Origin of the sequence: Natronorubrum tibetense GA33, assembly GCF_000383975.1 — an archaeon.
In the GTDB taxonomy this organism is placed as follows: domain Archaea; phylum Halobacteriota; class Halobacteria; order Halobacteriales; family Natrialbaceae; genus Natronorubrum; species Natronorubrum tibetense.
The window spans coordinates 3,970,976-3,994,435 of the sequence record NZ_KB913017.1 but is presented as its reverse complement, the minus strand read 5'-3'; the positions used below and the strand labels follow the sequence as shown (position 1 = coordinate 3,994,435).

Sequence of the window (23,460 nt, the reverse complement as noted above, 5' to 3'; positions counted from 1 at the left end):
CTTCCAGACATCTGAGAACATCTTGTATGGACTTACAGACTTCCAGAGGGCAAAAATCAAAAGATGCTACTAATCGCGATCTTCGCTTGTTCGGTTCCGCGGTGATCGCCGCCACCATGCCAGCGGAGTAGCGGGAGATCGCTTGAGTGAACCATCTTGTCGTTGACGATCGTGCAACCGCTCCGACCGTGCGGCCGGTAAACGACGAAACAGTACCAGCCGTCCGCTCGCCGGAGCTTTTCGTGGTACTCGCGATAGACCTTGAAATTCCCCGGCTGACCGTTGCTGTGCTCGATCATCGTCGATTTGATCTCGACCGGCGTTCCGTTGCCGAACCTGGCGTCGTGCCACGAGCTGCGCTCGAGCGTGAACCGTCGTTTCTTCGCCATCCGTTTCTCGCAGGCCGTGCCGAAGTGGTTCGCTCGCTTCGATCGGTTCACGCCGATCGACCCCCATCACGCGCGACGCGATTTTTTCGAAATCGACATCTAAAAAATGTCGCATTTATTATGGTATGCGCGCGCTCCACGCGTGGTAATATATATTCCTCCGCTGGTTGCGAGACGCTTCGCCCATCGCTCGCTCCGCTCCCTCCCCGGAGGGAGCGCGGTGGGCTTTGGGCCGGAGCTATTCTAAAGGGGGCTCGGTTGCGGTTTACAGGTTTACACCCCGACGCCGTCATGCGATCACCTGTTCGACTGTGTTAACCCACTCTCGCTTCTCGCCGCCTTCGTCGATGTCGTTCCACCAATTAGAGACGGTAGCGTGGCTGTAGGGCACGAACTCGGCGGTTTCGCGGGCCGACATTCCCTGCTCTCGGCAGGCTTCCATCGTCCAGGCGGCGACCTGTTTCACCTCGTTTTCGGCGATCGCCGGGCCGTCGTCGTCTCCCGCGGGAGCGTTCCACGACCAGTTGGCCTCGTCGTTCGTGTGCGGTTCCCAGTCCGCCGGTGGAATCCCGGTAAACGGCCGCGGATCGACATCCTGTAGCTTCCCGCCGGAGATCCGCTCCGCTTTGATCGCTTTCCCCTTGTCGTTGCGATCGGGCTTTTTCAGGATCGTTCCGACGCGCCACAGCAGCGGATGGATCGAACTCTCGTCGTGGCCGATGTAGATCAGCGCGCCGTTGTACTTCCGAATCTTGAACACCAGCGGCCCCATCAGCTTCCGCACCTTCTGGCCGTCTTCGCCGGTTCCCGAGGCGTTCGTCGAGAACTCGTCACCGATGAACAGCTTCGGCTGTTGGGGATTCTCGACCGGGTCGCCGTCCTTCTCCACCCACTCCTCGAGGAGCGGGTAGTGCGGAATCCAGCCGTCCTCGACATCGCCGTTGTTGCGTACCCAGTCGTCGTTACGAGGGAGCGTACGAATGTTCGAACCGACCTTGAGATTTCCGTCGACCCACCGATCACGCAGCTGCGCAATCAGGCAGGCGAGGTTCGTTTTGCCAGCTCCCATCTCACCCAGGATCACGATCACCGGCGCGGGTCCGGCGACGATCTCCTGTAGCCGGGTGATCGCTTTGATACCAGATAGGCTCGCCTCCTGCGACGGATCGCCGATGTAGTGTTTCAGCGTCAGCGTGTCGCCGTTGTCGAGCGCGTCACGGGCCGTGTGACTCCCTTCGCCCTGGACGATCCGTCGGTTCTTCCCGACATCCATGTACGTCGCTGCGGCCTTCCCCTGCCAGCGGTCCGGGTCGTGGTGCAACGCGCGCACGGTCATCTGACGGTCGATCTGCTCGTCACGAACGAATCCGGTGTGCTCGAGGACCTTGTCGGGCTCTTTCGCGAGGTTCCCGCGCTGGTATTCGGTGAATCCGCCGACGGTGTAGTTGTCTTGCTCGTCACTCATCGGTCCACCTCCACCGGCGTGCGTCCTGCTCGTGGCCGATTAGCAGCGGTGTGTCGGCCTTCCGAATCTTGTTCAGCAACTTTCCGAAGTCGGGCCGTCCTCGAGCAGACGTAACTGGCTCACTGGCGACGAACGTTTTCGGTGGCTCTACCGTCCGGTTCCGTAGCTTCCCGTCATGGATGTATCTCATCGATCAGTCCCTCCATCGGTTGCTGTGGCTTGCTCTGCGGCCTGTGCGCGAGTCTGCGGTGGTCCGCCGACTGTGTTGATGCCGTGTTCGTCAGAGTAGTCCTCGACGTACTCGGTCACGTCCTTGATCTCGTCTATGTCGGCGTCTTCGGCGTCGCTCTTCGCCGATTCGAAGCGGTCCTTCACTGACGTACGCGGGTTCATCAATCCGCGCTCGTCGGCTTCCGCCTCCTCGTTGATCACGTCGCCCTGGATCTGGAGCCCCATCTTCGAGATCCGGCCGCGGAGTCGGTTGAACTCGAGGAACGCCTCGACGAGATCGCCGTGGATGTCCTCGAGCATGGCCTTGGTCGTGACGAGTTTCGAGTCGGCCATTTGGCTGAAGTAACAGCCCCGAACGACGAGATCGCCGGTGTCCTCGTGGTACGTGAACTCGCGGACTTCGAACGACTCGTCGTCGTTGCAGCGGTACGGAGACGGCCCCTCGACGGTCTTTTCGGCCCAGACTTCCGGCGAGACGTAGTACTTCTTTCTCACGTCGGTCACGCCGTTGATGTGGTAGACCTCCTCCATGCGGCGCTGCCGGAGCTTCCGCGCGCCCGTCACGAACAGCGCGAGCAGCGGTGGCCCCAGGAGTAGCGTCGCGGCGAACATTCCTCGAGCGACCGGCGGCATGCCTGGGATCGACGGGCGGAACCAGATCAGCAGGGCACCGAGCGAGACCGCGAGACCGGCGACGATCAGCTGGCCCTCGGCGAGCAGATAGGTGAGTCGATCGCCCCAGCCGTTGAACGTCGCGCTGGTATCAGACATACTTGAACCCTCGCGTGGTCGGTTCCGCTGGATTCGGTCTCTCGTCCCTCTCAATCCCGTCGAGCCACAGCCGGTTCTCTGAGGTGCCGATAACGTCGCCAGTAGCAACAACTCTCTCGCCGTCCGAGAAGAGCACAGATGCACCCCCTCCGGTCTGTCGGGGTGTTCCGTGGACAACCCAGTACGCTACCTCGTCGTCCTCGAGGTTACAGGCGAGCTTGTGCCGGACGTCTTCGAAGTCGGGAACGTAAATCAGTACGTCTCGGGTCACGCCTCGATCACCCCGCTTTCCTCCTGGCGGATGACGATGAACGCGCCGAGTGCCGCTGCGGTGGTCGCCATTCCCGTTCCGAAGAACAGCCCGCTCTCACCGCCGAACGTGTGGAACGGGTTCTCCTCCTCGGTTTCCGGGTCCTGCATTTCTGTCGAGAGCCTGGCGGTCGTCCCGTCGACCGTCACGCCGACCGTCGACGCGCCGCGGAACTCGCGCACGTCCATCGAGATCGTCGTCTCGCCCTCGCTCAGTTCGTACTCCCGACTGTACGGTTCAACGATGCCGTCCTCACCGATTCCGTCCATCGCGTCTTCTACGTCGACCGTTCGCTGATTCTCGACGATAAACGTGATTCGTGCCTCGCCGTCGTTGAGCTCGTAATCGGTGATCCACGTGCCACCGTCGCCGAACGCAACTTCGTACTCGTCCAGTTCGGCACTCTCGAGTTCGGGGGCGTCCTCGAGCCACGTTTCGACGCGCTCGCGTTCGGAGTCGTTCAGCGCCTCGAGTTGCTCGTCGGTCGCCCAGTTCTGGACGGTCTCGACCTGCAATTCACTCGCGTTCTCGGCATCGGTTCGGTCAAGAATCGAGTGCGTGTCGTCGTCCGGCTCGTCGGCTGCGGCCAGCCCAACGCCCATGCCCATCGCTGCGAGCACTGCTGCTACCGTCAGAAAAACGTAAAATCGTTTCATGGCTCAGTTGTTCAGGATCGGAATGGCGTCGGTCACGATGCTGACGACAGTGAGGACGACCATCACGATCACGGCGAGTCCGACCCAGACCGCGCCGTCTCCGAAGTCATCGAGCGGATTGTCGATCCCGACGCTGACATTCGTGTCGTCGTCTTCCTCCTCGATCTGTTCGATCTTCTCCTCGAGCGAGGTCATCGCCTCGGCAAAATCGGTCGAGTCGAAGGTGTCGTAGTCGGGACTGGAGTAGTCCGTTTCTTCGGTGTGGACGTTCTCGAGTTCGTCCCCGGCGTCGTAGTGCTCGAGGATGTCGATCACGTCGCGGGTGTACCGGATGTCCGACTCGTCGTCGAACTCGTCCATGTCGTCGATGATCGTGTCGATGTCCTCGCCAGTGGCGGTCTCGAGATCGTTGATCGTCTCGTCGTTGACGTGCTCGATCGTGGCTCCGCCAGCGTCGTACATGTCGTGGATCTCGAGCACACCATCGGTGAGGTTTACCTGGCCTTCGGCGTTCTCGTCGTTGATTATCGCCGCAGCAGCCATTCCGTCGACTTGTTCCGACGGGTGCCACATCTGGACGTATCTGGCTCCGTTCAGTGTGGGTGGGTGTTGGTAGGTTTTTGTCGATCGATCGGTGTAGTCGAAGACGACGAACTCGGTTTCTTGGTGTTCGTAGACGATTATTTTGTCCGAAGTGGGTGCTCTCGGCCCCTTCATGAATCCGCCGAAGTCCGGTAAGACATCCTCACTCCATTTTTCGGAACCATCCGACGAATCGTAAGCGTAGATGTCGCCGTTGCCCCCTTCGGTGACAAGCAGGGTTCCGTCCGTTTTTTCGATGATCCCCCGAGGGTGAGAATCGGTAGGGATGTCGGTATCGACCGACCATTTTTCGGAGCCTTCCGAGTCGATTGCGACCAGACGGATCGGGTCGGTGTCGGTGAGAGCGAACAGGTCGCCGTTGACGCCAGCCTCGGAGACAAGAGCGTCGCCAGATAGCGTGTGCGTCCAGTTCTGCGAGCCGTTCGAGGGATCTACCGAATGGACTTCTGGACCGTCGTGGGTGAACACAGTGTCGCCATCAGGTGGTATCGAATGAGATGAACTACCTTCCGTGTATTCCCACAGTTGAGATCCATCGTCCGTGTCGATCCCGTGGGTTTCACTCGTGGTTGAGGCGATTACAGGGCCGTCGGGAACGACCGAGGTTTGTCTTGGTCGGTTGCCGAGGTTTTCAGAATCCCATATCTCAGTGCCGTCTGTGGCATCGAGTGCGACCACACCATCGTCTTGGTGGCCTACGTAGACCGTGCTCCGGTCGGGAGAGACAGCTACACCGCCGTTGAGCGGATCGGTGTATTCGTAAGACCAGTTTTCTTCGTCAGATCCCAAGGTGTGGGCAATGATTCGGTCGTCGTCCGCGTCAGGGACGAAGACCTGCGGGCCGACAGCGTACTCGTTTCCAGATTGGAACCCGTCGTCGGGGAGGTCGCTACCGAATAGAACGCCGTCGTAGGTTTCGTTCTCGACGTACTCAGCCGGGTACGTTCGCCTTCGGTCCCGGTCCGGGTCCGTGTCGGTCTGCATATCCGTCGCGCCAGTCCACGAAACCTCCATGCCGCGGACGAGCGACATATCGGCACGTTCGAAGCCGAATTGTTGCATCCACGCGATCTGGAAGCGTTCGCTCTCTACGTCGTCAGTGCCGCTCAGATAGCGCGCCATTCCCTCGGGGGAACGGACCTGCTCAGGTGTGATGTTCCCGGCGTCCAATTCGTCGTAGATGTCTTCGATGAACGACTGGTCGTAGTTCGAAACTACGTCGTCGCTCATCTCCTCGATGTCGTGGAACAGTTCGAAGAACGCGGGTCCTTCGAACGCGATTTGCTGGCCGAGCGCAGGGTCCTCCTCGTAGTCCCCGACGTTCTGCACCATGAACTCGAGGTCTGTGGTGTAGGTTGTGCCGTCCAGTTCGATTTCGAACTCTTCCCCGTCGGGGTCGTAGGCGTCGATCACGTCGTTCGTGACGATCGGGAACGAGTCGACCGTCTCCTCATCGTCTCCGGTGTCGTCGATGATGTCGACGATCGGCGTGGTCATCGTGCCGTCGTCCGGCTCGATGTGGTCGATCTCGTCGAAGGCGTTTTCGTCGACCTGAGTACCGGCGTGTAGCTCGAGGTCGACGTCTTCGCGTTCGTCCGAGATTCGGAAGATGAACGGGTCGCCGCCGTCGTCTTCGCCGGTAGTCTGAACGTTGTACTGCGGGTCGGTGTCGTAGCCGGAGCCTTGGATGTAGCTCAGTTGCAGCAGCGCCTTGTTTCCGGTGTGTGCGTGATTGAACTCGGGAAGTTCGTAGTACTGGCGGATCATCTGCAACGCGGTGTCGTAGGCGTCAGCAGAACCGTCGCCATCCTCCCACGCGGTCGCCATTCCGTGCCGCGCCTCGAGCGAGGCAATCGGCCGGGTGTCCTCCATGTAGTTCCCGAAGTTCACGAGATGGGCGTTCATCCACTCGATTTCGTTGTGCACGAGTTGATGGAGCGAATGCCGGTCTGCGGACGGCGATTCGCTGACCCCTCCGTAAATCTCCCCGAGAGCGACCGCTCCGACCCACACCGCGAGGCTTTGCGGGCCGCCGATCGCCCCGGCGGTCGCCGCCCCGGTGATGGCTTCTTTCAGCCCGTCGACGATGGTGGAAGCGGCCGATGCCGAGGCCGTCCCCGTCGAGGCCGCCCCGCCCGCCGCGATCGCCGCGGCCGCGGCCGTCCCCTGGAGGAACGTTCGCCGATCGAGCGAGCAGCCTGGCTCGACCTCGTGGGCTGTGGGCTGTGGGCGTGGGCTGAAGTCCTCCGCCGAGTCGGTCGACATCAGAAGACACCCCCGTAAAAGAACAGGAGCATCAGCGCCGCGCACGTCGAGACCGTCAGCAGGCCGACCGCCTCGAGCAGCTCGTGGGTCGTCTCCCGCAGCGGGAGCCGTCGGAGAACCCGCATCAGACCACCCCCGCAGCCATCACTGCCGAGAGGCCGATCGACACGACCGACGCCGTGATGATGTAGCCCGTCATCACCGAACTGTACCACTCCGCCGACTTGCCGCTGAAAACGTTTGAACTCATGTCTGGAACCTCCGAATTACTTGTAGGCGATCACGTAGAACGCCGCGCCGTTCAGGAACACCGTGAACCAGCCGACGTACCACATGCTCTCGAGGGTAACCGTCATCGCGGGAACGAGCGCCCCAAGGATGTTCAGGATCACCGCCAGGAGCACGACGACGGTCTCGACATCGGTCCAGTCCTCCGGCGTGCTTTCGTTGGTCAGCCACCCGATCAGCAGGATCCCGATCGAGAGGATGAACGCATATGTGATCTCCGTCCCGTGGGCCGCGTACAACGCGTCCGTCAGCGAGACGTTCAGCGGTTCGTTGAACTCGAGGGTGCCGACCGCGCCGATCGAGAACGACGCGAGCACGAACAACGGTGCGAGGATGCTGTCTGTTAGGTCGATACCGTCCTCCTGACGAATCGAGTCAGGAACGTACTTCTGCGGTAGGCTTAGTGCCATACGCTCCCGCGTCTCCACCTCGTGCCGAAAAGCTCCGGAATACAGTGTTGATCTATTGGCGGTCTATAGGTTCACCAAATTTTATACCAAGGCGGGTTGCGAGCCGACGTATGGCCTTGAACAAACTGCGACAGCTCGACGGGAATTCTGCCGGTGTCACGATCCCGAAAGACGATCTCCGACTCGAGGGACTAATCAACGAGAACGGGAAAATTGCCGGCGAACATCATATCCATATTCGTCATGTTGATGATGGAGAGTGGACACTCAACTTAGTCGGAGAAATAGACTTTGACTAATAGAAGCACAGATTATCAAGAGTTTTGAAATAAATATAGAACGTAGTTACGAACTCCTATTAGTCGCTAATGTCGTAACTGATGCTACCAACTTCGCCGACCTCATCGCCACCGTCATCATATTCAGTAGCAGTCAGTAGTCCCTCTTCATCTATACCGGGAGTATCAGTATCTAGACTTTCAGTATCTCCTTCATCCACGAGTGTGACACCGTTCCCACTTTCATCCTCAACTTGGACTTCGTGATCTGTCTCTAACTCCTCAACTAAAGTCACTACAACTTCATCGTCTTGTACCTCAAGTTCAACAACATCACTCCAATCCCACTCGAAGCTGGAGACAACTGACTCAGAGTCGCCATCAATGGCAACAATGTTTACATCACCAGTTGTGCTTGTTAATAGCGCTTCAGCACCGCTGGTATCAGTAGTAGAGACAGTTACTGAATCTCCTGTCTGATCGAGATCAAGATCATCTCTCTGAGCGTCACCACGAAGTTCAAAGTATTCAGCGTCACCCATTGAGTCAATGGTAATTGACACTTCCTCATCAGAATTACTGACATCTGTACTTACACCAGCACTCACAGAACCAGAGCCCATATTATCGCCAAGGTCTAGTACGAATGCTGCGATCACGGCTGCGAGAATCACGGTTATCGCAACCATGAGAATCACACCGATAACCGGACTTACTGCTCGCTCTTCTTCGCCACCTACCAGTTTATTACGGACTATTTTCCCATCCATGGACATGTGATATTAGTCCCACTCGTCCCATTCGAAGGACGCAACAACTGATTCGGAGTCGCCATCGATAGCGACAACGTTAACCGAACCAGACGAGCTGTCATCTAAGGTAAAGTCGTTATCTAGATCGTCGTTCCCATCTTCATTCTCATCATGATGGAGGGTGACTGAAGCTCCGGTTTGGCTTAGTTCATCATTTAGATCGTCTTGATCATAGTCTCCGTGAAGATCGCCACGAAGATCAAATTGACTGGCATCGCCCATTGAATCAATAGTGATCGTCACTGTGTGATCTGAATTACTAACATCTGTGCTAACGCCAGCACTCACACTGCCTGAACCCATGTTATCACCGAGATCTAGTACGAAGGCTGCGATCACAGCTGCGAGAATAACGGTTATCGCAACCATGAGAATCACGCCGATAACCGGACTCACTGCCCGTTCGTCTTCGCTTCCGATCAGCTTCTGTCTGTATTTGGTCAAATCCATTGTTGTCACGCACCGCGAGAACGGTCGGAAAGCTTATTCTCGGGGGTGTGATACCACCGTGTGACGCTCAGGGGGATTGGGTTTGCACAACCATCCCGTGCGTCATCCTTCCCTGCCGTTCGATTTTGGTGCTGATAGCAACCAGCCCACTGTACCCATATATACCTAGAGGATAGTGAATCTCTCAGAGACTGATATCGGTTTCATCAATGATAATCAGCGTCCAATAGAAACGCTCCAACGTACCCTTGAAACGCCTAAGGTGGGCGATATCGGGCATCTCAGATATGGGTGATAATGCTTTTGGCTGGGTAGCAACACCACAGCAGTATGACCGAATCGGCACTCGTCTCCGAGCGCGACCTCGCGCGCACCTATGACGGCGGGGCATACAGCGATCCGTGGACTGCCGTTCTGGACTATCAAGCTGTGATGCGATACGCGAGCCAGCACCCGAACAAGGGTTCCGGCGCGATCTCGAGCGCACTGGAAATGCCTCGAGGGCGCATTCGCGGGTGGGTCGACGGCAATGGAAAACCGGACGCTGTTCGCGGGATCGAAGCTGCCCGCGAGTACGGGTGGCTCGATGCAACCTACGGCGATCGGGAGTTCATGGCTCTGAACACGCTCGTCGCAAACGTCTTCTCGGGTGGCTCGATCGCGACGGAGAACTTTGTTCCGTCGTTCGCGCTGAACCACGCCGACCACCGCTCGCACGTGATCGACGCGCTCGAGAGCGCCGGTGTCGAGTTCAACTTTTTCCACAAGGACGACGACTCGAGGGCGACCGAGGTTCGACCGACGAAAGACGCGCCCGTTCTCGGTCGGACGCTGGCCGTTCTCGGTGCGCCGGTCGGACCGAAAGCGGAACTCGAGGACTTCTCGCTCCCGTGGTATCTCGACGACGCGCCGTTCGAAACCCGCGAGATATTCGTGCTCGCGTATCTCGCGAATCGAGCGATCCACCAGCGGACGAAAGACACGGTCCAGATTCAAGAACAGCGATCGAAAGCGTACCGCGACGAGCTGGCCGCGCTGATTGAAGACGTTGCGGACGAACCGGTGACCTCCGGCGATCGAATGGTGACGATCTCGGCCGACGCTGCGCGGTCGCTTCGATTACAGCCACGGTATCGAAAACGGGTCGAGCCGCAGGACTGAATCAGCTTTCGGAAGCTACTCGTCTTTTTCCAGCTCATCCGCGCTGAGTTCGCCCTCGAGGTAGGCGAGCCCACGGTCCGAGATCACGTAGAGTCCTTCGTCGACGCGATCGACGAGATCGGCGTCCCGAAGTTCGCCGAGGCGGGCGCTGATATAGTGACGCGAGTAGTCCGTGTTGGCCGCGAGAACGCGAGGCGAAAGCGTGAGATCGCTATCCGCGAGGGTCTCGAGAATGCGGTCGTCGGCTTGTGTCATCCACGACACCCTCGGTCGTCGCATACTGGTACGTGCCAGAGCGGCATTTTAGCAATACTGGTTGGATTCTCTGAGGATAACATTTGGTATTCTGTAGAATAACGCACGGTCGGTTAAATATAAGTAAGTGGGATGTTTCGGTCTGCCCAACGGAAGCCAGACGGACCCGCCGGTACCCGGTCGGGTCCTCGTCAGAAACGCGGACCCGGTGCTTGGGACACCGGCCCGCCTGGCTTCCGTAATCCAGGTACGGAAGCATGTATTCGCACACCGCTACGGGGCAAAAAGGCCCCGATCGACCGCAGTATACGGGCTGTCGCCCACGGCCCACGCACAAACGGAATAGTTTCGGAACTCGCCGATACTCGCGGATTCGTTCTCGAGAGCACGTTAGTCATCGGTGCTGTACTTATCGGAATATCGGAATTCGCCATCCGACTACTAAGAGGGCGGGGTACAGTCGTTACGAACAGCCGACGGACAGCGACCGCACGCGCCCCCGTGTCCAAGCAGTGGCGCGCGCGGTCAGTCCGCGGTCCCACAACAGTGAGACCATGAGCGAACTAGCACGCATCCACGGTAAGAGTACCGGATACTGTAACTACGGCAACGATCTCGAGGTGGGCCGATGAGTGACGATCGCGACCAGGAGCGACAGGTCGACGCGATCGAACGACAGGCGACGGCCCTCGAGGCGATCGCGACGGAACTGCGCTATCAGAACGCGGCGCTCGTCGAGACGGTCGACGCGATCGACCAGCTGGCAGCGCGCGTCGACGACCACCACGTTTCGGAAACCGAGCCGCGGAACCGCTCGGGCGCTGCGCTTCAGACGGCGATCGCGGATCGGCTGTTCGAACGCGACGACCGCGAGGGCGAGCTGATGAATGGGCTCGACCGAGCAGAGAACTGGGCGGACGGTGATGGCCGATGAGCCTGTACGGTCTCTGCTACGACTGCGGCGCGCAGGCGACGCTTCGGTACAAGCCCGATGTCGCGCTCGACGACCAGCCGCGACCGTCGGTCTGTAACGGCTGTCGGATGCGTCGCGAAGAGCGAATGGTCGAACAGTTTCAGGAGCCACGATGAGCCGGGATCTGTCGCCTCGAGAGGCTCGCGATCGGTTCCTATCCCGTCGAAAGCAGGAGAACACGGAGAAGACCGTTCGGAGCTACAAGAATCGACTGACTCGGTTCGTCCAGTGGGCCGAAGACGAAGGGATCGACTCGATGGCCGACCTGTCCGGCTGGGATCTCGACGAGTACCGTGCAGCGCGCGAGGCCGCAGGCATCGCACCTGCGACGTTAAAGGGACAGTTGACGGCCGTAAAGCAGCTGCTTGACTACTGTGCATCGATCGATGTCGTCGGTGACGATCTCCCGGACAAGGTGAACGTTCCGACGCTCTCGCGTTCGGAGGAGTCCAACGATACGATGCTCGAGGTCGACGACGCCAGCTCGTTGCTGTCGTTTTTCCGATCGTCGACTGACTGGTTTGGTCGGCCCCAGCACGCCTTTCTCGAGGTCGCATGGCACGTCGGCGCGCGAATGAGCGGCATTCGCGCCCTGGATCTCCGCGACTTTGATCCGGATCGACAGACGCTCGAGTTCCGTCACCGCCCGCCGACGCTGCTGAAGAACAAGGAGGAGGGTGAGCGTGTCGTCGGTATCTCGGAACCGGTTGTGAAAGCGCTCCGGACGTACATCGCCCGCGAGCGATTCGAGAAGCGCGACGAGAAGGGGCGTCAGCCGTTGTTCTGCGGTCGGCAGGGGAGACCGTCCGATACGACGTTTCGCGCCTGGTCCTACGTCGGGACGCATCCGTGTCTCGTCATACAGTGTCCGCACGGTAATCGGCGGCAGACGTGTGATTTCACTCGTCGAAATCACGCGAGTAAGTGCCCGTCCTCGAGGAGCCCACATGCTATCCGAACAGGGTCGATTACGTGGCAACTGCTCCGCGGGCTCGCTATCGAGACCGTCGCGAAGCGGGTGAACGCCCGTCCTGAGACGATTCGGAGACACTACTACAAAGCGACCGAGCGGGAGGAATTCGAAGAACTGCGTGCTGAGACAACTCTGAAACTAGACATTGAAGACAATGATGAGTAACGATACTGCCCGAAATTTGGAGCGTACAGACCTGAGAATGTGGCGGGATACACTAGCGTCCATCCCTCCGGCCCCATTTTTTCACCGCGAACAACACCGTAAGCGGTGCGTATTCGAAGCAATTCGATTTGAACTCAGGAGTTGCTTCCTGCGACCGTGCGCTACTGTTCCACTAGCAGAATCTCACCCTCGAGTCTCGAGCGGTACCGTCAACAGGTTCACTCCCTCTGGTGGCACGGTTTCGTAGGCGGTCGGTCGATACTGTTGTCGCGGGCGGTTCCCGGGCCACAGGGAGTCCCTCCCCCAGGAGCAATCTTGCTTCTCAAGAGCGGAGGGGGACATCGAACGGCGATGAGACGCGAAGTAACGGTAACGAACGCATCGGGTGAGAACCACAGTACCGTCCAGCTACAGCTTGTCGGCGATGCGCTCGACGGCCACGACCAGTCGGTAGAGCAGATAGAGCCCGTAGGCGAACGCGACAAGGCCGACGAGGCTGAGGACGGTGAGTGTCTCCGGTCCGGCGATGGAATGTACCACGATGGGACCGGCGAGGAGAAGACCAACAATCAGGCCTAGTCGTTCGCGCTCGGACCAGTCGCGACTCGTGGCAGCCATACATCATCCACTCGGAGTTCGGAAATAAACGTTCTGGTGACAGGTGTTCCAAGCGGTGTGCACCCACTGTGGCGTACAGGTCTCGAGTCGGTAAGCCAGTGCGTGCAGTGCAAAACTCGAACCGACCGCTCTAAGACGACGATTACGGACAGCTCACGCGACAATCACTCTCGGCAATAGCGAGTGAAAAATATGCACAGACGGCGAGCGAACCAGTGTGCGTGACGACGAGAGCTGCGACCGGTCGGGGCCGACCGAGAGAGCGATCTGGGGTTCAGTTGGCGGCTTCGGTTTTGACGATCGCGAACCAGAACTCCTCGACCTCCTGGACGAACTCGATGAACTCGTCGGTCTCTACCGGTTTCTGGATGTAGGCGTCCGCCTCGAGGTCGTGAGATTTGACGATCGATTCACCCGTCTCCGAACTCGTGAGCACGATTACGGGGGCCTCACGGAGTGCGGATTCGTCGTTCAGTTCTGCGAGGACCTCCATGGCGCTCTGGCCGGGAAGCTGTGGCTCGAGCAGGATCAGATCTGGTCGCGGGGCGTCCGCGTACTCGCCGCGTTGGTGGACGAACTCGAGTGCCGCCTCGCCGTCGGTGACGGCGTGGACGGCGTTCATGAGTTTCGCGTCTTTGAAATTCTCCTCGAAGAGACGCGTATCGCCCGGATTCGGCTCGATCAGTAAGATGTCGATCGTCTCCCCGATTTCGCCATCGCTCTCGTCGTCTCCTGTTGCCATATCCGTGCATGATGCTGCAAGCGTATAAGCGCAACTCAAATATATCAGACACTGTCAGTCCAGCTGGTTAGTTTGAGCTACTGATGGCCCTACAGTAGGGAGTGGCTCGTTGGTGGAAGCGCTTGTACTTTGCCGCCGGTCGACGACGCCGATTCCTGGCTGTTCGAGTCGCTTTCGACGCGGATTCGAAACTGTCAGAGTTGCCCGGTACGACACTCGAGTGGCAGTCGAGCGCACGGTGGGACCGACGACTCGCCATCAGGTGCAGTAACGGGACGTGGTGTGTCGGTCGACACCTCGAGTTGTCTCCGTTGATCGAACAGTGATCGTCGTCCCACACTCGGGGCAGTCGTATCTGTCCCCGTCGGTCGTCTGCCGTACCTTCCAGTCACCATCGGACGAACTCTCGTGTCCACAGTCGAAACAGTAGAGAACGGTCTTGCTGGAGGGCGGACGATCGGTTGTGGATGCGGGGGTCGTCATACGCAATCCTAGGGATCGAACGCGAAAAACGGTGTCGGGCAGATCGAGAGTGAAACGGGATTCGATCGGTTCGGGGACCGGTGGGGGAGCGTCGTCAGTCGCTGTCGACCGGATTTCGAACGATCGCGAACCAGAACTCCTCGAGCGACTGCACGAAATCCACGAACTCCTCCGGAGCGACCGGTTTTCGGATGTAGCAGTCGCCCTCGAGATCGTGGTCTTTGACGATATCCTCGCCCGCTTTCGAACTCGTAAGGATGACGACGGGGATCTCACGGAGCACCGAGTCGCAGTTCAGCTCCGCGAGAACGTCCATACCGCTGGTTCCGGGAAGTTGTGGCTCGAGCAAGATGATGTCCGGTACCGGGACGTCCGCGTACTCGCCGCGCTGGCGGACGAACTCGAGTGCGGATTCGCCGTCGGAGACGGAGTGGATCGTGTTGAGCAGTTTCGCGTCCCTGAAGTTCTCGGTAAAGAGCCGCGTATCGCCTGGGTTCGGCTCGACTAACAGGATGTCGACCACTCCGTCCATCTGCGTGTCCCCCGAAGCCATAGCCATTAATCTGTCTGAGAGAATAAAACTGCGAGGGTCCGATGCCGACACTCCTCTCCGACGAAGTGTGTCTGGCTACCCACTGTGCTCTTGACGGAACCCGTGTCGCGAGCGGAGCCGTTGAGAACGGGCGACGGAATCCGACACGCCGACACAGCTGCTGGCGGCACAATGCTTGGTCCACATTTAGCACCGCTGGGTGCGTACGGATGGTATGAGCGAGATACGCGCGACGACCGATCGATCGGCGATCCCGGTTCGGACGGCCGCGTTCGCCGCCGCGCTCGGTGCCTGGATCCTCTGGTCGGGAGTCATCCTGACGGGCTCCGGCCTGATCATTATGAACAACTTCCTTGCTGGCGCAGCGATCGCCGCGTTCGCGGCGTACACCGCCGGCTGGCCGGACGGCGGTCCGCTGCCGAGCGTCGCCGCACCGGCCCTTGCCGCACTCCTCGGGCTGTGGGTGCTCGCCGCCCCGTTCGTCCTCGAGGTAACCGCAGACCGACTCCTCTGGAGTAACGTGATCGCCGGCGCGCTCGTAGCAATCCTGGCCGGCGGGAGCATCTACGGGAGCTGGCAGCTGACGCAGGCGAGAGCGAGCGGTGCCTGACAGCGTCCGCATCGACTCCCGGCCCAGGTCCGGCGTTCGTCCGAGACGGGGCGATTTTTCGACGATGCTAGCGCTTCACTCGACCACGAGACACATATATGTTTTTCCGCGGTCTACACTGTTCGATGACGCCTCGAATACCCGTACGGACGAACGACCGTGGATACGACTACCGTCACGGGCGAACGTCCCCTGCCGACCCGACGCCACGCCTCGAGCGGACGGTCTCCGAGCTACGGGACGTAACCGCACGCTTGGAGCGGATCGAAACGCGGCTTCCGTTGCTGGAGAACACGCTCCGCGCGGTTGCCAGAGAGGCCGGCGTTTCGATCGGCTGCCCCTGTGACCGCTGCGAACGGAGCTATCTCCTGATCGCTAACGGCATGATGACGTGTCCGACGTGTGGCTACCAGCAGTCGATCTGACGCCATCTCGGCTGGTCGTGTCGGGACCGAGAACGCGGACAGTTCGCGACTCGAGTCGGTAGAGTGCGCTCGCTCCGGCGTAGATCCGCTACAGGCGTTCCGCCCCATTCAATCTGTCGGGAGGTTTATCCGACTCTAGAGCGACGACAGCACGTATGAGCAACCGAGCGGACGCCACGGGACTGACGTTCTGGGGAGACGTCGACGACGACGTGGCGCTGCAGCGCTACCGGACGCTCGTCGATACGATCGACGACAGCGTGTATCAGCTCGACGCCGACGGCCACTTCGTCGCGGTCAACGAGACGATCGTCGACACGACGGGGTATTCCCGCGACGAACTCATCGGCGAGCACGTCTCGCTCGTCGTCGACGAGGCGGATGTCGAACGCATCAACGGCGAGATTCGTGCCCAACTCGAGGGCGGGGAAGAACTGACGCCGTTCGAACTCTCGATTCACACTGCGAACGGCTCCCGAATCCCCTGCGAGCTCCGTATCAACGTGTTGCTAGACGACGGCGAGTTCGCCGGGACGATCGGCGTCGCACGCGACATTTCTGACCGAAAACGACAACGGGAGACGCTCGAGTCGGCGCAAGCGTCCTACGATTCGATCACGAGTGTCGTCGACGAGGCCGATATCGGCGTCTTCATCCTCGACGAGTCGTTCGACGTGATGTGGGTGGACCAATCGATCGAGGAGTATCTGGGACTCGACCGCGAGTCGATCATTGGGCGAGACAAACGAACGGTGATCGAGGAGTCCGTCGCCGAGAAGTTCGCCGATCCCCACGCGTTCGCCCGGAATGTGCTGGCCACGTACGATGACAACAGCTACGTCGAACGTTTCGAGTGTCGAGTCACCGCAGATCCAGCGACCGGGCGCGAGGAACGCTGGCTCGAGCACCGGAGCAAACCGATCCGCTCGGGACAGTACGCGGGCGGCCGCGTCGAACTCTACTACGACATCACCGATCGGAAGCGTTCCGAGGGAGCGCTCAAGGAGAGCGAGGAGCGGTTTCGCTCGCTGGTCAACGCGGTCGAGGAGTACGCCATCTTCCGACTCGATTCGGACGGCTGCGTCGCCAGCTGGAACGAGGGGGCGCGACAGATCAAGGGGTACGAACGCGGGGAGATACTCGGTTCACACGTCTCCACGTTCTACACTGATGACGACTGCAGGACGAACGTTCCCGCAGAAACCCTCGAGCGAGCGCGGTCCGCGGGCTCGATCGAGACGGAAGGCTGGCGCGTACGAAAGGACGGCAGCCGGTTTTGGGCGAACGTGACGATCACGTCGGTCGTCGACGATACCGGCACGCACCGCGGCTACGTGAAGGTCACCCGCGACATGACCGATCAGCGCGAACGGGAGCAACAGCTCCAGCGCGAACGCGACCTTATCGATCGCGTCTTCGAGACCAGCCCCGTCGGGATCGTGGCGTTCGACGAGGACGGGGCAGTTACCCGAGTCAACGAGCGCTACCTGGATATCCTCGGCCTCTCGGAGTCGGGGCTCGAAACGTACACGAAGGCGGGCGGGACGATTTGCGACGCGAACGGCGAGCCGGTTTCGCAGGCGGGCCATCCCTTCACACGGGCGCTTCGGACCGGCGAGCCGGTGTTCGATCGGGTGCTCCAGCTCGAGACACCGGGTGCGGACGACCGACGATGGTTCGTGACGAACGCCGCTCCGATTCTCGACGACGACGGGACCGTCAATCGCGTCGTGGCCACCGCGGAGGACGTGACCGCGCTCAAAGAGCGCGAACGCGAACTCGAGAGCGAACTCGAGGCGATCCTCAGCCGGATCACCGACGCCTTCTACGCGCTCGACGACGACTGGACATTCACCTACGTCAACGATCGAGCGGCGGAGTTGATCGACGTCGAGGATCGCGGCTTGCACGGACGAAACCTCTGGGAAGTCTTCGAGTGGGCGGCCGACTCGAAACTTCGCGAGGAGTACGAGCAGGCGATGGCAACGCAGGAACCGACCTCGTTCGAACTTTACTACCCCGCCCCGCTCGAGACCTGGTTCGAGATTCACGCTTACCCCTCCGAGACGGGGCTCTCGGTCTACTTCCGGGACATCACCGACCGGAAGGAGCGAGAGCGAAAACTCACGGAGTCGGAGCGGCGCTACCGCACCCTCGTCGAGTACTTCCCCAACGGAATCGTCACCCTGTTCGACCACGACCGCCGGTACACGTTGGCGGCGGGGAGAGGGTTCGATCGGGTTCCGGTCGAGCCATCGGACCTCGAGGGAAGCCACTTCCGCGACGCGTGGAACGAAGCGGCCGCCGACGCGCTCGAACCGATCTTCGAGGCCGTCCTCGAGGAGGGCGAGGAACGATCGATCGAACTCACGTATGCCGGCCGGGAGTGGGTGGTTCGGGCCGTCCCGATCACCGACGAGCGCGGCGACGTCTTTGCGGGAATGACGATGGCCCAGGACGTCACCGAGCGAAACCAGCGCGAACGAGCGCTCCGGGAGGAACGAAACCTCGTCGAGCGGATCGTCGACACCAGCCCCGTCGGAATCGTCACCCTCGACGGGAACGGCGACTTCGACCGCGTCAATCGCCGCGCGCGGGAGATTCTGGGCTATCCCGAGGGCGAGTTCGAGGACGCCGTCGCCGACCTCGAGGGGTTAGACCCGGTCGAACCGGACGGTGATCCCCTCTCGACGACGGCGATTCCTCCCTACCGCGTCTTCCGTGAAGGGGAGACGATTCACGACTTCGAGATGGGGGTCCGCCGGGCCGACGGCCAGCGGATCTGGGTTTCGGTCAGCGGCACCCCGCTGTACGACGACGGCGAGATCACCGGGGCCGTGATCACGTTCGCCGACATCTCCGAACGTAAGGAGTACCAGCGGCGACTCGAGGCGTCGAACGAACGGTTAGAGCAGTTCGCCTACGCCGCCAGCCACGATCTGCAGGAGCCGCTCCGGATGGTCTCGAGCTACCTCCAGCTGATCGAGCGACGCTACGCCGACGAGTTCGACGAGGAGGGCGAGGAGTTCCTCGCGTATGCCGTCGACGGCGCTGATCGAATGCGTGACATGATCGAGGGGCTGCTCGAGTACTCGCGCGTCGAGACGAAGGGGGACCCGCTCGAGCCGATCGATCTCGAAGACGTGATCGACGACGTGCTCGGGAATCTGCGCCTGCAGATCGAGGAGACCGACGCCGAGATTTCGGTCGGCGACCTGCCGCGGGTCAGCGGCGACGGCGACCAGCTCCGACAGGTGTTCCAGAACCTGCTGTCGAACGCAATCGAGTACAGCGGCGACGAACCGCCCATGATCGACATCGACGCCGAACGAGCGGGGTCGCGGTGGCGGATCGACATCGAGGACGAGGGCATCGGCATTGATCCGGACGAGACGGAACGGATTTTCGAGGTATTCCAGCGGCTGCACAGCCGCGAGGAGCATCCGGGCACGGGGATCGGGTTGGCGCTCTGTCAGCGGATCGCCGAACGCCACGGCGGCGAGATTCGGGTCGACTCCGATCCCGGCGAGGGCTCGACGTTCTCGGTGGTGCTACCGGCGGCGGACGAGCAGGGTCGCCGACAGTGAAGTCACGGCGAGCGAACGGCGCTGTTCGAGGCGGTCGACCTGCCGGACACCGAAATCGCCGACGACGGCGAGCTCGTCTCGGACGCCGGCGTCGTCACCTGTCGTAGCGACGACCTCGAGGCGTTCGCTGAGGCGTTCGTCGACGCCATCGCCGAGCACCGACACTGGGGGCGGAGCCCGGAGGAAGTTCCCGCATAGGCCGGTGAGCGACGCGGCTCCATCCGGGACCCGCATGCCGGAGACCGCGACGAGTAGCGTGGCTACGACGTGGAGACGAGAAAACGCGAAACCACCGATCTGCATTCCCTGTAACCAAGTTTCCACACTCGGTTGAACGAATATTTCCCACACTCCTACTATAACTTTTCTGGTGGCTGCAACGCGTGAGAGCTCCCACAAAATCGACACGGTCGGCTAGTATCGGTGAACTATTCATCGCCCGAAACACTCCGCTACCAACGAGAGTCACGGCAATTGGGTGGCGGGAAAGGCTACCGGAAACCCAACGCGTCTATACGTCTCTGTGGTGGGTTTCGAGCATGACGACAGTCGTCGAACTCGAGATTCCGGCCGATCGATTCGGGATCGCCCGGACGTTCGATCGGGTGCCGACGTTCGAGTGCCAGATCGGTGGGATGATCGGGGATTCGCCGCCGCTGGTCTGGGTTATCGGTCCGGATCGACGGACCGTCCACGACGCGCTCGAGGCGGACCCATCGGTCGACGTGATCGCGAGTTTGACAGGCGGTGAACGGAGCCGCCAAACTGGGGACGAATCCGACGGCAGCGAGCGCTGGTTGTTCCGACTCGAATTCGGAGACAGCGTCAAACTGTTCGAACAGATCGTCGCGGAGAACGGCGGCGCAATTCTGGCGGCCTGCGGCCAGAACGGAACGTGGTCGGTGAAACTGCTCTTCCACGATCGGGGGTCGCTCTCGGAGTGTTACGCGCTGTTCGAACAGTACGATTACGGCGTCGAAGTGACGCGACTAACCGGTATGGACGACTTCGAGAGCGCCCAGACGCCGCTGACACAGACTCAATACGAGACGATCTGTAAGGCTCACGAACTCGGCTACTTCGACATTCCACGCCAGATAACGCTCAAGGAACTCGCTGCCGAACTCGACGTCTCCCACCAGGCCCTTTCCGAACGCCTGCGGCGCTGTCACTCCACGCTCGTCAGCGCCGAATTGACGGACGGAATGCAGCCGACGGCGATCGATCCCTGACGGCGACCGAGGGATCGGTTTTCCACCCAATGGATCACTACGTCCGGCCCTACGGATCAATTTGATTCGTCCGACGAATCGACTCGGCGGCCCACTCGGATCGCGGATCGATCGACCGTGTACTACCTCTCGACGAGACGTCGTACCGAGTCGCTGCCACCGGCGGCTGGGTCTCACAAACCGGTAATTTACGAATCTCGTGAGGCGAATTATAGGCCAACTCGGAATATATACTCGCAAATTTGTACGAATGAGGTCATATTGGCCCAATATAGTCGAATCTACCGCAACAAACAACTTTATTATTGGACGGAAGCAAACATCTGCTGTCGGCGAGACGCCGACTCCGCGACACTACCGAGTGCTACGAAGCGCCGGTGGATCACTCGTGCTCAATCACGGCGGCCACTCGTGGCTGTGTGGCTGCCGGTCTTAGATCCCACGGGCCGCTCCACTGCATACTATTCGGCCCACCCTTTTTCGCTCGCACGCTCGAGACCGAGAGAGCCGTCCCTCGAGACGGGGAAGATACTTATCTACTCTCTGTGGTGCTAGCGTATCGACAATGCCGTCACCTGCGTCTTCACCACGATCCGTCGGCGAAGGCCCGTCTCGAGCGTCCACATCGGACGACGATTCGTCGCTCGACCCTGACGACATCTATCACATCCTACAGACGCGTCGGCGGCGTGATGTACTCCGCTACCTTCGGACCACCGACGATCCGGTTCTGTTGAGCGACCTCGCCGAACAGGTTGCCGCCTGGGAGCACGAAACGACGGTCGAGAACCTGCACTCGGACCAGCGCCAGCGCGTCTACATCTCGCTGTACCAATCCCACCTCCCGAAACTCGACACCCGCGGGATCATCGACTACGACAAGGATCGCGGGACCATCACGTCGACCGATCTGACGCCGCAGTTCGATCCCTATCTGGCGGGTGTCGAGGAGTCTGATTCGGACGATCCGTGGCCCTACCGGTACGCGGGGACCGTCGGCTGTTCCGGACTGCTTCTCGCCGTGACCGCGAGCGGCCTCGTATCGGTTCCGTGGCTCGCCGTCTCTATTCTCACCGTCCTGGCGTTTGCCGTCGTCACGGCTGTACACGTCTACTCGGCGTCCGTAGAAACGTAATCGTTCGTCGCTCGATAACAGACTCGAGCGAGCGGCCCGCGAGCACACGGCGACGAAGCGACGACCGTCAATCGGCGCAGGAAGCTGGTGCCGTGTTCGGTTCGCGAGCGGACTCGAGGGCGCGATGGGCGTAGAAGGCGACCGAGAAGTCCTGCGGGCTGGGGATCGAACAGGCCAGCCAGCCGATTCCGATCGCCGTCACGACCGGCGAGTCGACCGGCACGCCACGTATCCCGAGTGCGAAGACGGGCGCGGCCAGTAGGAACGGGGAGAGCGCCGCAACCCGAAGCTGCCAGGTGGGTTCGCGACCGGTCGGATGCGGCCGGACGGCCGCCCACGGACAGCTCGCCAGCAGACCGACGACCCCGTCGGTCCGGTCCGGAAAGTAGGTCACCGTGTACTCGATTCGAGCGAGTCGAAGGGTCAGTGCGTGCAGCCACTCGTGGGCCACCAGTCCGGTGGCTACCGCGAGGACGAGCGCACCGCCAGCAACCGCCACCTCCGTTTCGATCATGGGGATACGTGAGATCGACACCTCCGTTCGACTCGCTCGAGTCGAGTTCCGTTCAGCGACGGACAGCGATCCGTATCGTTATCTCACGTACTCGGTGGGAGGGACCTGCCGCGAAAGGCTCTCCGGATTCACCTGTTGGTTCATTAAGTCCGATCTGCGGGGCGCGGACGCGTCGCTGCGCGACTGTCGTGCGCTCAGATCACTACGGACACCATCTCTGCGGTGGAGACGATCTGTGACACCCTCGGTATCGACGGCTCGTCCCATCCGGCCAAGGGTTAAGTATTGTAAGATGGTAGCTAGTACCATGGCATCCAGTGAACCCCTCGAGTTCGGCCACGACGACCGGAAACGGATCTACGAGCACGTCGAGCGCCACGGGGCCGTCGATCCCGACGACGTACAGGGGGTCCTCGGAATTGACCCCAGCGGGTTCCGACACCACGTCGCGATCCTCAAACGCGACGGCAAACTCGAGGAATCGGACGGCAAACTCCGAGTTACGATCGCCGCCGGAGCCGAGGAGGAGTACGTTTCCGAGGATCTCGAGTTCCACATCCGGCCGGCCAGACAGGAGGACCTCACGGGGATCGTCGGCGCGATCCGACAGGTCGCCGAGGAGAAGACGTATATCGAAGCCGAGAGCGTCGCCGACGAGATCGATCATCAGGACGCCTTGTTGCGGCACAACGAAATCGAGTCTCGAATGTTCTTCGTCGCGACGGTCGAGGACGAGGTCGTCGGCTGGGTCCACCTCCACGCGCCGGAACTGGAGAAACTCTCCCACACCGCCGAACTCACCGTCGGCGTTCTGGAGGAGTACCGCGGCCATGGTATCGGCTCGCACCTCCTCTCGCGTGGTCTCGAGTGGGCCGGCGCGAACGGCTACGAACGCGTCTACCAGAGCGTCCCCTCGAGCAACGAAGACGCCATCGCGTTCCTCGAGGGCCACGACTGGGAGACCGAGGCCGTCCGCGAGGACCACTACAAGTTAAACGGTCACTACGTCGACGAAGTGATGATGGCGCTCGTGCTGTAGACGGTTTGGTCGCTCTCTCGGAGCGTCATTCCTCGCGACGTTGGGCTGGTGTTCACCGTTCGCTCGC

Annotated in this window: 27 protein-coding genes and 2 pseudogenes; 12 read left to right on the top strand and 17 right to left on the bottom strand. The window is 60.6% G+C overall.

Going from position 1 to position 23,460, the window contains the following annotated elements:
* Window positions 1-56: 56 nt before the first annotated feature.
* The 10 genes from NATTI_RS0120525 to NATTI_RS0120480 all read right to left on the bottom strand — a co-directional run bounded on the left by NATTI_RS0120525 (window position 57) and on the right by NATTI_RS0120480 (window position 7,388).
* A complete protein-coding gene (locus NATTI_RS0120525; protein ID WP_006087940.1) occupies window positions 57-440 on the bottom strand; it encodes a hypothetical protein in 384 nt (127 codons plus the stop codon).
* 238 nt (window positions 441-678) lie between these two features.
* Window positions 679-1,854, bottom strand: a complete 1,176-nt coding sequence (locus NATTI_RS0120520) for a hypothetical protein (RefSeq protein WP_006087941.1) — start codon at window positions 1,852-1,854, stop codon at window positions 679-681.
* Complete coding sequence (locus NATTI_RS0120515) at window positions 1,847-2,044, bottom strand: hypothetical protein (protein WP_006087942.1); 198 nt, start codon at window positions 2,042-2,044, stop codon at window positions 1,847-1,849. The genes NATTI_RS0120520 and NATTI_RS0120515 overlap by 8 nt, the downstream gene beginning before the upstream one ends.
* Window positions 2,041-2,856: a hypothetical protein gene (locus NATTI_RS0120510; RefSeq protein WP_006087943.1), complete on the bottom strand. Its 816-nt coding sequence runs from the start codon at window positions 2,854-2,856 to the stop codon at window positions 2,041-2,043. The genes NATTI_RS0120515 and NATTI_RS0120510 overlap by 4 nt, the downstream gene beginning before the upstream one ends.
* Window positions 2,849-3,127 carry a hypothetical protein gene (locus tag NATTI_RS0120505; protein WP_006087944.1) on the bottom strand — a complete coding sequence of 93 codons (279 nt, stop codon included), beginning with the start codon at window positions 3,125-3,127 and terminating at the stop codon, window positions 2,849-2,851. Before NATTI_RS0120505 ends, NATTI_RS0120510 begins: the two co-directional genes overlap by 8 nt.
* Window positions 3,124-3,774: a hypothetical protein gene (locus NATTI_RS0120500; RefSeq protein ID WP_241434245.1), complete on the bottom strand. Its 651-nt coding sequence runs from the start codon at window positions 3,772-3,774 to the stop codon at window positions 3,124-3,126. Before NATTI_RS0120500 ends, NATTI_RS0120505 begins: the two co-directional genes overlap by 4 nt.
* A gap of 51 nt (window positions 3,775-3,825) precedes the next feature.
* Window positions 3,826-6,690, bottom strand: coding sequence for a PQQ-binding-like beta-propeller repeat protein (locus NATTI_RS0120495; protein WP_006087946.1), 2,865 nt, complete (start codon window positions 6,688-6,690; stop codon window positions 3,826-3,828).
* Window positions 6,690-6,815 (bottom strand): hypothetical protein, encoded by a 126-nt coding sequence (locus NATTI_RS27385; protein ID WP_019992084.1) that lies wholly within the window; start codon window positions 6,813-6,815, stop codon window positions 6,690-6,692. The genes NATTI_RS0120495 and NATTI_RS27385 overlap by 1 nt, the downstream gene beginning before the upstream one ends.
* Entirely contained in the window at window positions 6,815-6,940 is a 126-nt protein-coding gene (locus NATTI_RS27380; protein WP_019992083.1) for a hypothetical protein, read from the bottom strand. The genes NATTI_RS27385 and NATTI_RS27380 overlap by 1 nt, the downstream gene beginning before the upstream one ends.
* A 16-nt stretch (window positions 6,941-6,956) precedes the next feature.
* Entirely contained in the window at window positions 6,957-7,388 is a 432-nt protein-coding gene (locus tag NATTI_RS0120480; RefSeq protein ID WP_006087947.1) for a hypothetical protein, read from the bottom strand.
* A gap of 110 nt (window positions 7,389-7,498) precedes the next feature.
* On the opposite strand from NATTI_RS0120480, the gene NATTI_RS0120475 reads away from it, so the two are divergent.
* Window positions 7,499-7,687: a hypothetical protein gene (locus NATTI_RS0120475; RefSeq protein WP_006087948.1), complete on the top strand. Its 189-nt coding sequence runs from the start codon at window positions 7,499-7,501 to the stop codon at window positions 7,685-7,687.
* Between the two features lie 314 nt (window positions 7,688-8,001).
* Here NATTI_RS0120475 and NATTI_RS27140 read toward each other — a convergent pair.
* Together NATTI_RS27140 and NATTI_RS0120465 are read right to left on the bottom strand one after the other, a co-directional pair.
* Window positions 8,002-8,436, bottom strand: a pseudogene (locus tag NATTI_RS27140) (type IV pilin); the annotation flags it as partial.
* A gap of 12 nt (window positions 8,437-8,448) precedes the next feature.
* The gene (locus tag NATTI_RS0120465) at window positions 8,449-8,928 is read right to left on the bottom strand and encodes a type IV pilin (protein ID WP_006087950.1); all 480 of its coding nucleotides are present in this window, start codon (window positions 8,926-8,928) and stop codon (window positions 8,449-8,451) included.
* Window positions 8,929-9,258: 330 nt separating this feature from the next.
* On the opposite strand from NATTI_RS0120465, the gene NATTI_RS0120460 reads away from it, so the two are divergent.
* Entirely contained in the window at window positions 9,259-10,089 is an 831-nt protein-coding gene (locus NATTI_RS0120460; RefSeq protein ID WP_006087951.1) for a hypothetical protein, read from the top strand.
* A 15-nt stretch (window positions 10,090-10,104) separates the two neighbouring features.
* Here the strand turns inward: NATTI_RS0120460 and NATTI_RS0120455 are convergent, their stop codons facing one another.
* Entirely contained in the window at window positions 10,105-10,344 is a 240-nt protein-coding gene (locus NATTI_RS0120455) for a MarR family transcriptional regulator (protein ID WP_006087952.1), read from the bottom strand.
* Window positions 10,345-10,972: 628 nt separating this feature from the next.
* Here NATTI_RS0120455 and NATTI_RS0120450 point away from each other — a divergent pair.
* From NATTI_RS0120450 to NATTI_RS0120440, 3 genes are read left to right on the top strand one after another with little or no spacing between them, the layout of a single operon-like run.
* Entirely contained in the window at window positions 10,973-11,278 is a 306-nt protein-coding gene (locus tag NATTI_RS0120450) for a hypothetical protein (RefSeq protein ID WP_006087953.1), read from the top strand.
* On the top strand, window positions 11,275-11,433 hold the full coding sequence (locus NATTI_RS26655) for a hypothetical protein (protein ID WP_019992082.1): 159 nt from the start codon (window positions 11,275-11,277) through the stop codon (window positions 11,431-11,433). Before NATTI_RS0120450 ends, NATTI_RS26655 begins: the two co-directional genes overlap by 4 nt.
* The gene (locus tag NATTI_RS0120440) at window positions 11,430-12,455 is read left to right on the top strand and encodes a tyrosine-type recombinase/integrase (RefSeq protein WP_006087954.1); all 1,026 of its coding nucleotides are present in this window, start codon (window positions 11,430-11,432) and stop codon (window positions 12,453-12,455) included. Before NATTI_RS26655 ends, NATTI_RS0120440 begins: the two co-directional genes overlap by 4 nt.
* A gap of 408 nt (window positions 12,456-12,863) precedes the next feature.
* Here the strand turns inward: NATTI_RS0120440 and NATTI_RS25065 are convergent, their stop codons facing one another.
* The 3 genes from NATTI_RS25065 to NATTI_RS0120425 form a co-directional block, all read right to left on the bottom strand.
* Entirely contained in the window at window positions 12,864-13,073 is a 210-nt protein-coding gene (locus tag NATTI_RS25065; protein WP_006087955.1) for a hypothetical protein, read from the bottom strand.
* 274 nt (window positions 13,074-13,347) lie between these two features.
* Window positions 13,348-13,815 (bottom strand): response regulator, encoded by a 468-nt coding sequence (locus NATTI_RS0120430; RefSeq protein WP_006087956.1) that lies wholly within the window; start codon window positions 13,813-13,815, stop codon window positions 13,348-13,350.
* A gap of 577 nt (window positions 13,816-14,392) precedes the next feature.
* The gene (locus NATTI_RS0120425; protein WP_027119246.1) at window positions 14,393-14,851 is read right to left on the bottom strand and encodes a response regulator; all 459 of its coding nucleotides are present in this window, start codon (window positions 14,849-14,851) and stop codon (window positions 14,393-14,395) included.
* Between the two features lie 214 nt (window positions 14,852-15,065).
* On the opposite strand from NATTI_RS0120425, the gene NATTI_RS0120420 reads away from it, so the two are divergent.
* The 6 genes and pseudogenes from NATTI_RS0120420 to NATTI_RS0120395 all read left to right on the top strand — a co-directional run bounded on the left by NATTI_RS0120420 (window position 15,066) and on the right by NATTI_RS0120395 (window position 21,840).
* Complete coding sequence (locus NATTI_RS0120420; RefSeq protein ID WP_006087958.1) at window positions 15,066-15,461, top strand: SPW repeat domain-containing protein; 396 nt, start codon at window positions 15,066-15,068, stop codon at window positions 15,459-15,461.
* Window positions 15,462-15,586: 125 nt separating this feature from the next.
* The gene (locus NATTI_RS0120415; RefSeq protein WP_241434246.1) at window positions 15,587-15,886 is read left to right on the top strand and encodes a hypothetical protein; all 300 of its coding nucleotides are present in this window, start codon (window positions 15,587-15,589) and stop codon (window positions 15,884-15,886) included.
* Between the two features lie 155 nt (window positions 15,887-16,041).
* Window positions 16,042-19,473 carry a PAS domain S-box protein gene (locus NATTI_RS0120410; RefSeq protein ID WP_006087960.1) on the top strand — a complete coding sequence of 1,144 codons (3,432 nt, stop codon included), beginning with the start codon at window positions 16,042-16,044 and terminating at the stop codon, window positions 19,471-19,473.
* 6 nt (window positions 19,474-19,479) lie between these two features.
* Window positions 19,480-19,671: pseudogene (locus NATTI_RS27135) on the top strand (hypothetical protein); the annotation flags it as partial.
* A 341-nt stretch (window positions 19,672-20,012) separates the two neighbouring features.
* Window positions 20,013-20,705, top strand: a complete 693-nt coding sequence (locus tag NATTI_RS0120400; RefSeq protein WP_006087962.1) for a helix-turn-helix domain-containing protein — start codon at window positions 20,013-20,015, stop codon at window positions 20,703-20,705.
* A 565-nt stretch (window positions 20,706-21,270) separates the two neighbouring features.
* Window positions 21,271-21,840: a DUF7344 domain-containing protein gene (locus NATTI_RS0120395; RefSeq protein WP_006087963.1), complete on the top strand. Its 570-nt coding sequence runs from the start codon at window positions 21,271-21,273 to the stop codon at window positions 21,838-21,840.
* Window positions 21,841-21,907: 67 nt separating this feature from the next.
* Here the strand turns inward: NATTI_RS0120395 and NATTI_RS0120390 are convergent, their stop codons facing one another.
* A complete protein-coding gene (locus NATTI_RS0120390; protein WP_006087964.1) occupies window positions 21,908-22,354 on the bottom strand; it encodes a hypothetical protein in 447 nt (148 codons plus the stop codon).
* Window positions 22,355-22,661: 307 nt separating this feature from the next.
* Between NATTI_RS0120390 and NATTI_RS0120385 the strand changes: the two genes are divergently transcribed.
* Complete coding sequence (locus NATTI_RS0120385) at window positions 22,662-23,393, top strand: GNAT family N-acetyltransferase (protein WP_006087965.1); 732 nt, start codon at window positions 22,662-22,664, stop codon at window positions 23,391-23,393.
* The last annotated feature ends 67 nt before the right edge of the window (window positions 23,394-23,460 follow it).